At 42.9% G+C, this 14153-nt stretch carries 10 protein-coding genes; all 10 read left to right on the plus strand.

Features of this window, described 5'->3' with window-relative positions:
- Positions 1–245 precede the first annotated feature (245 nt).
- Positions 246–2351 carry a glycoside hydrolase family 13 protein gene (locus tag DWW85_RS06950; RefSeq protein ID WP_117808152.1) on the plus strand — a complete coding sequence of 702 codons (2106 nt, stop codon included), beginning with the start codon at positions 246–248 and terminating at the stop codon, positions 2349–2351.
- A gap of 17 nt (positions 2352–2368) precedes the next feature.
- Positions 2369–3406 carry a HAMP domain-containing sensor histidine kinase gene (locus tag DWW85_RS06955; RefSeq protein ID WP_117808153.1) on the plus strand — a complete coding sequence of 346 codons (1038 nt, stop codon included), beginning with the start codon at positions 2369–2371 and terminating at the stop codon, positions 3404–3406.
- Between the two features lie 213 nt (positions 3407–3619).
- Positions 3620–6055, plus strand: a complete 2436-nt coding sequence (locus tag DWW85_RS06960; RefSeq protein WP_117808154.1) for an ABC transporter permease — start codon at positions 3620–3622, stop codon at positions 6053–6055.
- Between the two features lie 60 nt (positions 6056–6115).
- On the plus strand, positions 6116–8572 hold the full coding sequence (locus DWW85_RS06965; RefSeq protein ID WP_117808155.1) for an ABC transporter permease: 2457 nt from the start codon (positions 6116–6118) through the stop codon (positions 8570–8572).
- Between the two features lie 146 nt (positions 8573–8718).
- Entirely contained in the window at positions 8719–9396 is a 678-nt protein-coding gene (locus DWW85_RS06970; RefSeq protein ID WP_117808156.1) for an ABC transporter ATP-binding protein, read from the plus strand.
- Positions 9397–9398: 2 nt separating this feature from the next.
- Positions 9399–10319 carry a hypothetical protein gene (locus DWW85_RS06975; RefSeq protein WP_242996081.1) on the plus strand — a complete coding sequence of 307 codons (921 nt, stop codon included), beginning with the start codon at positions 9399–9401 and terminating at the stop codon, positions 10317–10319.
- Positions 10320–11603 carry an FtsX-like permease family protein gene (locus DWW85_RS06980; protein WP_117808157.1) on the plus strand — a complete coding sequence of 428 codons (1284 nt, stop codon included), beginning with the start codon at positions 10320–10322 and terminating at the stop codon, positions 11601–11603.
- A 118-nt stretch (positions 11604–11721) separates the two neighbouring features.
- On the plus strand, positions 11722–11955 hold the full coding sequence (gene acpP, locus DWW85_RS06985) for an acyl carrier protein (protein ID WP_008402591.1): 234 nt from the start codon (positions 11722–11724) through the stop codon (positions 11953–11955).
- A gap of 182 nt (positions 11956–12137) precedes the next feature.
- A complete protein-coding gene (gene fabD, locus DWW85_RS06990) occupies positions 12138–13061 on the plus strand; it encodes an ACP S-malonyltransferase (protein ID WP_117808158.1) in 924 nt (307 codons plus the stop codon).
- Positions 13054–13794, plus strand: a complete 741-nt coding sequence (gene fabG / locus DWW85_RS06995) for a 3-oxoacyl-[acyl-carrier-protein] reductase (RefSeq protein ID WP_117808159.1) — start codon at positions 13054–13056, stop codon at positions 13792–13794. Before fabD ends, fabG begins: the two co-directional genes overlap by 8 nt.
- The last annotated feature ends 359 nt before the right edge of the window (positions 13795–14153 follow it).

Below are 14153 nucleotides of genomic sequence, written 5' to 3' on the forward strand. Positions count from 1 at the left end.
ACATTGTCAGTAAATACGGGTGCTTGTTTGAGCCGAAGGCGAGTTAGCACAGGAGTATTTACGAATCAGACATGTGCAGTGAATAGAAAACGTAGCAAGGTATTTATAACAGGGGCAGACTCCCGGGGAGCGGCGGAGGATGCTGTGGGGCTTAGTTTTTGCCATTGGTTGTCAGCATAAAAAGGTTGTCTATTTATTAAAAAAGTATTAGAATGAAAAGGCATAAACGAAAGGGAGAGTTTTGAATGTCCGACAAATACACGAACGCAGAAAGAATTCATGATTATATATATGATCTGAAGCCGGTTATCAATGTAGGGGGATTGTTTTCCGATGGTTCTGAATACTACAGAATACCGCAGGAGCCTGGAATCAATGACCAGGTGAAGGTTAGATTTCGAACATGTGCAGATAATGCCGATGAAGTTTATTTGATCTACAATGGCGAGCAACTCGTCATGTCTGTTGAAGAATCCGATGATTTATTTGATTACTATACGGCGGTGATCCCCGCCGGAGAGAAATATATATCCTATTATTTTGAGGTCCATTCGGGCTGTGTGACCTGTTATTATAATAGGATCGGTGTACAGAAGAATGTGAATCCGGACTATAACTTTGAAATCTGTCCGGGCTTTGATGTACCGGATTGGGCAAAGGGAGCTGTCTTTTATCAGATCTATGTGGATCGTTTCTGTAATGGAGATCCATCGAACGATGTACTGGACAACGAATACTGCTACATCGACAGTCCTACCAGACAGGTGAAGGACTGGTATGAATATCCGGCAAATATGGATGTCGGACGTTTCTATGGCGGAGATCTTCAGGGTGTTAAGGATAAGTTAGATTATCTGCAGGATCTGGGCGTAGATGTTATCTATTTTAATCCGTTATTTGTATCACCATCCAACCACAAATACGATATTCAGGATTATGATTATATTGATCCGCATTTCGGAAAGATCGTTGTGGACGAGGGCGAATGCCTGCCGGATGGCGTAAAAGAGAATAAAAGAGCAACAAAATATATCAGCCGTGTAACCGACAAACGGAATCTGGAAGCCAGCAATCAGTTTTTTGCAGAACTGGTGGAGGAGATTCACAGCCGTGGTATGCGTGTTATCTTAGATGGTGTATTTAACCATTGCGGTTCCTTCAACAAATGGATGGATCGTGAGTGTATCTATGAGAATCAGGAAGGCTACGAGAAGGGAGCATATGTATCCTGGAGCAGTCCGTATAAGTCATTCTTTAAGTTTTATAACGAAGAGGTATGGCCGTATAATACCACCTACGATGGTTGGTGGGGGCATGATACACTTCCAAAGCTGAACTATGAAGATTCCCCAAAACTGGTGGAATATATTTTGAATATAGCAAAGAAATGGGTGTCCCCTCCATATAACGTGGATGGCTGGCGACTGGATGTTGCAGCAGATCTCGGACATTCGGAGGAATATAATCATAAGTTCTGGAGAATGTTCCGTAACGCAGTCAAAGAGGCAAATCCAAATGCAATTGTACTGGCAGAGCATTATGGAGATCCAAAGCCTTGGTTAAAGGGCGATCAGTGGGATACCGTTATGAACTATGATGCATTTATGGAGCCGATTACCTGGTTTCTGACTGGTGTTGAGAAACACAGTGATGAGTTCCGTGGTGATCTGTTGGGTAATCCGGATACATTTATGGGAGCCATGAATTATCATATGGCGAGATTCCAGCGTCCATCCCTTGAGATTGCAATGAATGAATTATCAAACCACGATCATTCCAGATTCTTAACCCGTACAAACCGGAGAGTCGGACGTACGCATACGATGGGGCCGCAGGCGGCAAATGAGGGTATCGATAAGAGTATATTCCGTCAGGGCGTTGTATTCCAGATGACCTGGCCGGGAGCTCCGACGATCTACTATGGAGATGAAGCAGGACTTTGTGGCTGGACTGACCCGGATAACCGTAGAACGTATCCGTGGGGCAGAGAAGATATGGAACTGATCCGGTTTCATAAAGACATGATCTGTATCCATAAGAACTATGAGGCTCTGATCCGAGGCTCGGTTATGTTCTTGCATGGAGCACATAAGATTATCGCATATGGACGGTTCACAGATACGGAGCAACTGGTTGTGATCCTGAATACAAATTATGAAGACATCGATGTGAAGCTGCATGTCAGACGGATTGGGGTCAAGAACCATGAGATCATGCGCAGAGTGATGCTTACAAATGAAGAAGGCTACAGTCTGGAAACCTGTGACTACAAAGTAGAGCATAATATGCTTTATATGAAGGTGCCGAAGATGTCAGCTATGGTTCTTGTAAATGTGGGAAGAGATGTTTAAAAGAGGAAACTAAAATCTTGAAAAGTGATTTTGAGAGAAAACGGTTCATACAACGATTTGTGATCCTGGCTGTAATATTGCTGGCAGTGGTTGGAATCGGTATACGGTTCCTGTTCGGTGGCGATGAAAAGAGAATTGCAGTTATTTTGCTGATGTTAGCGGTTGGGCTTGTAATTCTGTTTTTCATCAGTTATCGGGAGATCGGCCATACTTATCGGGAGATTGAGCATGTGTCGGATGAGATGCTTCGTGTGCTTCAGGGAGAAGATGAACTGCCGGAGGAAGAATACATGCAGGGCACGATCGGAATCTTATATACGAACTTTTATAAGATGGTGACATTTTTAAAAGAAAGTAAAGAGCGGGAAATGTCAGAGAAAGTATTCTTACGTGATATCATGTCAGATATCTCTCATCAGCTTAAGACACCGCTGGCATCCTTAAATGTATTCATCGATCTGCTGTTAGATGATTCCTTTACAGATGAAGAAAAACGGATGCGGGTGCTTAATGAATCAAAAAATCAGCTTACCAGAATGGAATGGATGGTATTATCTCTTTTAAAGCTTGCCCGGATCGAGGCGGGAGCAATCCAGTTTGACCGAAAAGAATGTGATCTGAAGCTGTTATTATTACAGGCAAGAGACAGCGTAACCTATCTGACGGAGAGCAGGGAACAGGAGGTTCATGTAATCTGTGAAGATGGCAGGAAGCTGGTCTGTGACGGTGACTGGCTCGTAGAGGCGATCATCAATCTTTTGAAGAATGCATCAGACTACTCACCGGAGAAGACAGAGATCACGGTTGAGGTAGAACACAATCCGGTCTTTACCAGGATCTATGTCAAGGATCATGGAATGGGAATCGCAGAGAAGGATCTCGGAAATATATTTAAACGATTCTACCGTGTACACCATGATGTGAATCCGAACAGTGTTGGAATCGGCTTATCCCTTACAAAATCTATCGTAGAAGGAATGGGCGGCAAGATCACGGTGCGGAGTGAAGAAGGAGCATATACCTGGTTTATCATTACATTTGTACATGTAGATTAAGCTGATTCTAAAAAGAATTCTAAAGAAATTAATGTGAAGCAATAACAGAAAATACTATGGTGATGGGAATTGATGTAGGAAATTATCTCTTTCTTACAATATTGTAAGAAAAGAATACACAGATATTCACGGGAATGTAAGATAGAAGTGAGAAGATAGATACAACGAAGAGGTATCTATCTTTTTTTCATATATATCACGGGGAGGTAATGAATGACAGATTATAAAAAACTTGCACTTTATTATCTAAAAGCAGGTAAAAGGCGATGCATCGTTACGATCGTTGGGGTGATGATCACAGTGGCGGTGCTATATACAGCATTGAATTTTGGATATTCGTATGTGCTTCAGACACGGCAGGAAGTGAAGAAAGAAGCAGACTATGAGATCGTTTTTCTGTCAGAAGATACAGACAGATTAGCGCAGATCGCAGCAGATGACCGGGTACTTCAGGCATATAGCGGGGCGTATTCCGGTGAAGAATATGTCAGTGATGAAGAAAGATTTGTAGAAGTAAATTATAAAAATGCTTTATATGTGAATATCAGACATCCTTATCAGATGGAGTCGGTCATGGAGGCCATGAAAGCGGATTACGGAGTGGATGCAAGGCTGAATAATGAATTGGCTGTGTTATATCTTCAGGATTCAGATGGTCTGCTTGGTGTTGTATTGATCCTTGTTCTGTTGGTTGCTTATATCTTTGCAATCTTTGCTGTCGGAATGATCAGAAATACGGTGCAGATGTTCACGTTAGAGCAGGTAAAGGATTATGGAATCCTGCGGTGCATCGGAGCAACCAAAGGACAGTTGAACCGGATCATATACAGGATGGGAGCGGGCATGGAACTGACAGGCATTGCAGCCGGTGTACTGCTCGGAACATTCGTCAGTGTGATCCTTGGCTTTTTAAAGAATGTAGATGTTGGATTCCATATCGGCCCGGTTATTCCGATACTGATCGCATATCTTGGGGATCTGTATTTTGTAATGCAGGAGTGTTCAAAGATTGTAACGAAGATGTCACCGGTCAGTGCAGTCCGTGGAGAGTACCGGGTCAAAAAGGAGAAGATCAAGATCCGTGGCAATGGTCTGATGGGACGGCTGTTCGGTATTGAAGGAGCCTATGCAAGGAAAAGCGTATTGCGGAACAGCGGGCGGTTTGCAAAGACGGTAACTGCTATGATGCTCAGCATAACTGCGACTGTTATATGTCTGAGTACCTGGGGTATGGTTCGTGATACGAAAAAGAATATTGATGATATGTATGGCAGGTATCTGGAAGAAAACCAATACCAATCGCCTGCCAGCATATTTAGTGATGTGGAATCGATACAGGGTGAATATTTGCCCTCTGTTGAAGAGATCAAAGAGAATTCTTTGCATTACTATGTAACAGAAACAAAAATGGTATATAGTGCCAGAGGAAATCTGGTAGATCCCGAAACCTATTATGGCAAGCTTAACAAAGATTATGCAGAACAGACGAGTTTGGGAAGTGGCATCGAAGCAATGATGCAGAGATGGAGAGAGCGGAATACAAAGGAATACAGCGAGAAAGATGATGTAGAATATGAAAAGACTGTTGACAGTCTGAATAGTTCATTTATAAGCATTGAAGGCTGTGATCAGAACGATCTGGATTATCTGTCAGAGTTTATAAAGAGTGGAACAGCAGATCTGGATGACGATGGTATCCTGGTCATCGGTGGAGGAAGTGTAATGGATTATTCCTGGACGGGTGATGAAAAGCTGACATTGTATGATCTGGGAAAACATTTTGATACATATGATCTTCAGGTAGGAGATACGATCCAACTGGTCGATTACAAGGAATATAAAAAACGATATCAGGACGCTTATGAAAAAATGATAGCGGAAAGTGTTTTGGTCAGTTCTGAGAAAGATGCAGATGGTGAATATGTTTCGGAAGAACGGGCAACAAAAGAGGGAAGATCGACCGGACTGGAACAGTATGTGATCGCTGAACGCATCCGGCAGGAACTCATTGCGGAAGGATATTATCGGACTTATACGGTTCAGGGTGTTCTGGATTTTGGAGATCAGATAATTCCGGAATGGGCTGATATCTATATGAAAAGAGATTCTTATTTCGATCTGACCGGATTTGATGAACAGGATATGACGGGAGTAAAGTATGCGATCGATCTTGACAGTGTTCCGATATCCTATTTTGACATGCTATCGTCCGATCTTACGGATGTTTTGTATGGATATGCCTATGTCAGAAATGTAATGCGGTATGCGTTGGCGTTTGCTGCCTTTGTATTTATATTAAGTTCAGTGAATATCATTAATACCACAGCAGGAAATCTGCATATGAGGCGAAAAGAACTGGCGCAGCTCCGGGTACTTGGAATGTCCAGAAAGAGGTTGATCCATACGGTCATGTTAGAGGGAGTGATGGCAACTGCCTTATCGAATATTCTTGGATTTTTATTCGGTACGATATTTACAATATATATCTATGAATATCTCAGCATGCTTTTATATATAAAACCGACCATTGCCTGGTGGGCATTTGGTATCGGACTGATCGCATCCACATTGGTGATCTGTGGAAGCATCTATGTATCACTTAGGGATCTTCCGGTTGATATTGTGGATGACCTGAAGCTTGAGGAATAAAAAACGATAATGATGAAGAAAGGCCAAAGTTATCGGTGTGAAAAAAAGGAGAGGTGAGAAATGACAGACTATAAGAAACTTGCAGCATATTATCTGAAAGCCAGCAAAAAGCGGTGTGTGATCACGATCATCGGTGTAATGATCACAGTGATCGTATTGTATGCGGGATTGAACATTTTCTATTCTTATATGCTACAGCAGCAAAAGGATGTAAGAAAGGAAGCGGACTATGAGATCGTGTTCCTGACGGATGATCAGGAAACCTTATCACAGATTGCGTCGGATGATCGTGTCACACAGGCATATACAGGAAAATATGCGGTGAGTGAGTGGGAGACAGTGAACGGAACGGATGGCAAATATGTAGAAAAGGTATACGACAATGCATTGTATGTAAATACCGGACATCCTTACAGGATGGCTAAGATCATGAACGAGATGATAGAAGATTATGGGGTGGATGCAGAACTTAACTGGAATCTGTCCACTTGGTATCTGCAGGACATGGAGGAAGGATTTGCCGTTATATTGATCGTGGTTCTGCTGATTGCATATATATTTGCAATCTTTGCAGTCGGAGTTATCAGAAATACGATCCAGATGTTCACATTAGAGCAGGTGAAAGACTATGGAATCTTACGATGTATCGGAGCGACGAAAGGACAGCTAAGCGGCATTATCTATCGGATGGGAGCCATGCTTGAGATAGCCGGACTGCTTGCCGGCATTGTGATGGGCGGAATTGTCAGCATGATCCTTGGATTTATATTTAAGATAAGCGCAGGCTTCCATATCATTCCGATGATACCGATCCTGATCACTTATCTGGGAGATATGTATTTTGTAATGCGTGAGAATGCCAAGCTGGTAACGAAGATGACGCCGGTCAGTGCGGTTCGTGGTGAATACAGGATCAAGAAAGAAAAGCTTCGTCGTCATGGCGGCGGACTGATGGGAAAGATATTTGGAATTGAAGGATCATATGCCAGAAAGAGTGTTCTTCGAAACAAAGGAAGATTTATAAAGACAGTAACCGCTATGGTGTTTAGCATTTCGGCGATCGTATTGATCTGCAGCTGTTGGGGACAGCTTCGGAAATACTGGAAGTCTACAGATGAAAAGTTTGGAGATTATCAGATCAATCTGACATCATATTCATCCGCTACAACGAGTCTGGAGGAAGCGCAGAGTACACTGCCATCTGTAGAAGTATTCCGGGAATTGTCACGGAATAACAGTGTAGAAGAATCGAAGAAGGTATATGGCTGCAAGGCCGATCTGGTAGATACGGATTCTTATACAGGAAAGATCACAGATGAATTTCGAACCAAGGTTACGATGGGACATTATTACGGTGTCTATATGGATAAGTTAAATGGAACAGGAGAGGCATCTGATGATAAGGATCCGGAAGTTACCAGAAGTGTAGCGGAAACTATGGTAAACAGTACCGATGTGATCGGATGCGATGATTCAGATCTGAATCATCTTACAAAATATCTGACAGCGGGAACAACGGAGCTGTCAGAGAATGGTATTCTGGTTGTGGCAGGAGGAAGCTTTAACAGTTGGGATCTGGACGGAGATGCCTATGGGGATGAGGCTGATACCTTATATGACAAGATCTATCATTTTGAGACTTATCATTTTGAACTGGGTGATACCGTTCAGTTAGTCGATTTTGCTCTGTATCAGAAGGAATGTCTGAAAGCAAAGGAGAGGATCGAGCAGGAATTTGAAAAACTGCAGAAGGAAGCAGGAACGACACAAGACAGTGGCGAAATAGAAAATGCAGAAGGAAGAACGGCTATGAGCCAGGAGTATGTGGAATATGAGCAGATCAGAGATCAGCTGATCGCAGAGGGACACTACAAGACTTACAAGGTCGAAGGTATTCTGGATCTTGGCACACAGGTATTTGGTGAGACTGCAGACCGTCAGATCTATATGCGCCAGAATGATTATTTCAATCTGACTGGATATGGAGAAAATGACATTGCCGGAATGAAATATAAGGTCAATCTGGACAGTGTATCAGTCAGCTCTGTAACAGATATGCTTTCCTATATCGGTGATTCCTTATATGGAGAGTCTATGCAGATCTGTGTATACCTGAAAAGCTTTGTCCGGTATGCGGTTGCAGCAGTACTGTTTATCTTCGTATTAAGCTCAGTAAACATCGTGAATACGACAGCCGGAAATCTGCATCTGAGACGAAAAGAATTCGCACAGCTCCGGGTGATCGGAATGTCCAGAAAGCGCCTGTTAAAAACCGTTATGTTAGAGGGAGTTATGACGACGGTTGTTGCGAATGTATTTGGTTTTATTATAGGCGTTGGATTATCATATGGTGTCTTTTACTATCTTAATATGGTGATCGAGGCAGGAAAGTCCATTGCCTGGTGGGCATTTGGAGTCGGGCTTGTGGCATCCGGTCTGATCATCTGCGGAAGCATCTGGCTGGGGATCAGAGATCTTCCGGTAGCCATGGTAGAAGATCTGAAGCTTGAAGAGTAGGCGTGAAAGGTAAGTTTGATACAGCAGATGAAAGGTGAAACGGAGTTGCTGTATTACAAGGTTAAAAAACAGAAATGCAATAAATATATAGATAAAAATTATAGATAGAAAGATCTGCGGGAAAGGCAGAGGAAAGAGGGTACGCTATGGAAATCGTAAAAATGGAACATGTAACAAAGATATACGGAGAAGGAAATACCAGAGTATGGGCGCTTGATGATGTGAACCTGACAGTGAATAAGGGCGAGATCGTGGCGGTTGTCGGTGCATCCGGTTCCGGTAAATCCACCCTGCTTCATGTTATGGGTGGTGTGGATACTCCAAATGAGGGAAATGTCATCGTAGACGGAAAGGATATTACAAGACTGACTGATGAGGAGATGTCAGTCTTCCGTAGAAGAAAGATCGGATTTGTATTTCAGGCATATCATCTGATCCCGGTACTGACAGTAGAGGAAAATATCAAGATGCCGATCCTGCTCGATCACAGAAAGCCGGATCGCGATTACATCGATCATATTATCGAGATGTTAGGTCTGAAGGACAGACGGAAGCATCTTCCAAACCAGTTATCCGGTGGACAGCAGCAGCGTGCAGCGATCGCAAGAGCACTGGCAAATCGCCCGGCATTGATTCTTGCCGATGAGCCTACCGGAGCACTTGACTCCAAAAACGGAAATGAAGTTATCACTCTGCTTCAGAATTCTGTTAAGAAGCTGGATCAGACACTGGTACTTATCACACATAATATCGATCTGGCGAGAGAGGCAGACCGTATCGTGAGGATCACGGATGGAAAGATATCAGAAGGAGAGGAGATGTAGAGATGAAACGAATACTAACAATCTATATGGCATGTGTACTTGGATTCCTTGCTGTATTTGGATATAAGGACACGATGGCTTTTGTATCAGCAGCGGAGCCAAAGGTTATGGTAACCGATTATAAGATCAAAGAGAATGAAGTAGTGGCAGGCGGAACCTTTACACTTGAGGTTACGATCAAGAATACCGCAGATAAAAAGATCAGTAATCTGAAAATGGCAGTCGCTTCCGAGGGAGGCGAACTGATTCCGGCATCCGGAGCCGGAACCGGATATCTGGCAAGTCTGGAAGGCGGAGAGACTTATACATTTGAGTTCCCGATGCAGGCAGCAGCCAATCTGGAAGAAAAGGCTTATAAGCTGACAGTGACAGATGAGTATGAAGACCGCTATGGCAATCCATATACCGTGACAGATACGATCTATCTGCCGGTCACGATCAAACAGCGCGGTGAGATCACAGGCGTATATGCAGAGTCAGATGTGACACTCGGAGATTCTATCGAGATCATGGGAAGTGTCAGCAATCTGGGGGCATCTACTCTTTATAATGTAAAGGCAAAGATCGATACAAGATTTACATCTGAAGGTGATGTCTATATCGGCAATATCGAACCGGGTAAGAATGGCTCGATCGATATACTTGCAAACACAACGAAGACGACAGGCACCGGCGGTGAGATGGGTAAGCTTATCGTTACATATGAAGATAAGTCAGGAAATGTAACAACACTGGAAGAAAATTTCTCAATCAGTGTAAATGCACCTGTCTATACAGATATTGAAAAGGTAAAGGATGTACAGAAGAAAGATTACAGTAAGATGATCATAGAGATCGTTGTTGCTGTGGTTGTTGCAGCACTCATTGTTATCTGGATCATTCGCAGAAGTAAGAGGAAGAAAGAGATATTGGAGGAGTTCTAAATGGGTTGGATCAGTCATTTATGTTTGATGAATATGAAAAGACGAAAAACCAGAACCTTTCTAACCATACTTGGAGTTGTGATCGGTGTGATCTCTGTTGTGACCCTGCTTGCAGTCGGTATCGGCGTACGACAGGTAATGATCAATACCATGGTGGATAGTGAAAGTATTTGCCGGATTCAGGTGACCGGAGCAACCGGCGGCAAGCACAAAGACCGGATGATCATGGATCAGACCGTGAAAACTTTTCAGGAGCTTGAATATGTCAGTTCCGTATATCCGACCTATGAGATGTATGTGACCATCACAAATGGAAAATATTCTTATGATGGTGCGATTACCGGTATTCCACAGTCGGAGCTTGCGAAGCTTAAGTATACAAAGACGTCAAAGCAGACAACATCGAGCGTGAAGCCGGTGCTTATTATGGGAAATAAGGTCACATCCTTATTCTATAATCCGGAAACGGAGCAGACCTATGATGTGACAGAGAAGAAAAAAGCAGAGACATGGATCGGAAAAAAAGTGGATCTGTCCTTCTGGGATTCACAGGAGATGACACCGGTGAAGATAGAAGTCGGAGCGGTTATTGACAGTGGAGAAGATACATATAACAGAGACTCACAGAGCATTTACTGCGATCTGGATATGTTAAAGAGCTTTTTAGGCAGAGTATCCAGTGGGGGAACGCTGCCGGGACAGCCGCTTGATGCAAATGGAAATCCGTACAAGGATTTCGTATATTCCGGAGCGGTTGTGACTGTTGATAATATTGATCATGTCGATTCTACCGTGAAGAAGCTTCAGGATATGGGGTATACGACGGAAAATGAGAAAGAGTATCTGGATACAATACAGAAATATCTGAAGATGGTACAGCTTTTACTGGGTGGTATCGGAGCAATCGCACTGATCGTAGCCGTGATCGGAATCAGCAACACCATGACAACATCGGTATTTGACCGGATCAATGAGATCGGCGTATTAAAGGTTCTCGGATGCGATCCGGATGAGCTGCAGCTTCTGTTCCTTACAGAAGCAGGAATCATCGGAGCGGCGGGCGGTATCATAGGAGTGCTTTTATCGTATGGTTTTAAGGGTATCGTAGATAAGATCGCTATTAAAATGTTCGATCTGGCAAAGGGAACGCAGATTGCAATAATCCCATGGGAACTTGCAGTCGGAGCCGTTGTCGGAGCGATTCTGCTTGCGATATGTGCCGGATATTTTCCTGCGAGATTTGCATCGAAATTGCAGCCGTTAGATGCTGTCAGAAACAGATAGAAAAAAAGGAAAAAAACGGAACAGTATTTTGTTGACTTTACTGTATCCATGCGTTATATTATAATCGTCCGCGGGGCAGTGAGATAAACATTTACTATATTTAGGAGGAATTATTAATATGTTCGATAAGGTAAAAGCTATTTTCGAAGAGCAGTTAGGAGTATCACAGGATGAGATGCAGCTCGATACTAACTTCAAAGATGATTTAGGAGTAGATTCATTAGATTTATATGAGATAGTAATGAAGATGGAAGATGAATTCGATGTTGAGATCCCTGCTGAGGAGCTTGAAGACGTTGCTACATTCGAAGACGTACTTAACTATCTTAAGAGCAAAGGTGTAGAAGAATAATTCACATCAGAAGCAGACAAGAGGCAGCGAAGATGTCTACATACCAGATTTGCCCGGCGCAGGTTGGTGGATGACAGACTGGCTGCTTCTTTTAGTATAGAGGAACAGACGATGACGACAGTCAAAGAGTGAATGATGTTCGGCCGTTGTCAGTAAATATAAAGAATAGACAGGTGAAAAGAATGGGTAAAACAGCAGTGATTTTTCCTGGCCAGGGTGCTCAGTATGTAGGCATGGCTAAGGATTTTTATGACAATTTTGAAGACAGTAAGGCAGTGATCGATACAGCAGACAGTGTACTTGACATTGATCTGAAGAAAATCTGCTTTGAGGAAAATGAAGACATCAACAAGACAGAATATACACAGCCTGCGATGGTGGCAGCAGAGCTTGCTATCTATGAGCATGTAAAGAATGCAGGTTTGAAGGCAGATGTATTCGCAGGTCTGTCGCTTGGCGAGTACAGCGCACTGACAGCCTGTGGTGCTATGAAGCTTTCGGATGCGATCAAGACCGTAAGACAGCGTGGTATCCTGATGCAGAATGAAGTCCCGCTTGGTCAGGGTGCTATGGCAGCCGTTATCGCTACAGATGCAGAAGTGATCGCAAAGGTCTGTGAGGAGACTCCGGGCAATGTTCAGATCGCAAATTATAACTGCCCCGGACAGATCGTTATTTCCGGTGAGACAGAAGCCCTTGACAAAGCATGTGAAGCCCTTCAGGCAGCAGGAGCCAAGAGAGTGATCAAGTTAAATGTCAGCGGCCCATTCCATTCCAAGATGCTGGAACCGGCCGGTGAAAAGTTATATGCATACTTAAGAGATGTAGAGATTGCAGACGATTTCCTTCCGTATGTATGTAATGCTGATGCATGTTATGTAACAGATGCTTCAGAGGTTAAGACTTTACTGATGCGTCAGGTATATTCATCTGTCAGATGGCAGCAGAGTATCGAAGCTATGATCGCAGACGGCGTAGATACATTTGTAGAGGTTGGACCTGGAAAGACTCTGTCCGGCTTTATGAGAAAGATCAACAAGGAAATGAAATGCATCAACATCGCAACTGTTGATGATCTGAAGAAATTGGAGGAACTGAATGCTTAAGGATAAGGTAGCAGTCGTAACAGGTGCCGGACGTGGTATCGGCAGAGCCATTGCAAAGACATTTGCAGGATATGGCGCAAAGGTAGTTGTCAATTATAATGGCTCAGAGGAACGTGCAAACAGTCTCGTAGCAGAGATCAAGGAAGCTGGCGGAGAAGCAGTTGCTTATAAGGCAAATGTAGCTGATTTTGTAGAAGCAGAGGGACTGATCAAGTTCGCACTGGAGCAGTATGGCAGAGTTGATATCCTCGTAAACAATGCCGGTATTACAAAAGATAATATCATGCTCGGCATGAAGGAAGAAGACTTCGATCAGGTTATCAATATCAACCTGAAGGGTGCATTTAACTGTATCAAGCATGTGTACAGACCGATGATGAAGCAGAAGTACGGCAGAATTATCAACATGTCATCCGTAGTCGGTATCGAGGGAAATGCAGGACAGATCAACTATGCTGCATCCAAAGCCGGAATCATCGGCATGACAAAGTCTGTAGCAAAGGAGCTTGGCAGCCGCGGCGTAACAGCAAATGCGATCGCACCGGGATTCATCAAGACCGATATGACAGACTCAATGTCAGATAAGATGAAGGATGCAATGCTTGACCACATCACAGTTAAGAGACTGGGTGAGGTATCAGATATCGCTGAGACAGCAGCATTCCTTGCATCCGACAAGGCATCTTACATTACAGGACAGGTGATCCGTGTAGACGGTGGCATGAGCCTGTAAGACAGAATAGAATATAGTTTAAAGAATATCAATGCCAGATACAAAGTATATATTTGTATCTGGCATTGTTTCGTTATAGCATTTTTATTTTTCAAAAATCATATTTATGTTGTAATGAAACTATCATTAATATTGTTTTTTGTCAAAATTAATTGCTTACAAGGATATTGATTTTGCGAAATATTGATAAATAAAAGATCTAGGTATGGCAGAAATGCTGTATCTGGATTTTTTTATTTTTTTAAAACTTTTTTGCAAATTGACCTGTCTGTTATAGTAGATGCTTTCGTTATGAAAAAATATGCGACTATTATAGAAAGAAAAAGTAAAATGTGCAAAACATCTAAAAAGCAAGAATG

Origin of the sequence: Clostridium sp. AF17-21AC (assembly GCF_003461365.1) — a bacterium.
In the GTDB taxonomy this organism is placed as follows: Bacteria; Bacillota; Clostridia; order Lachnospirales; family Lachnospiraceae; genus Coprococcus; species Coprococcus ammoniilyticus.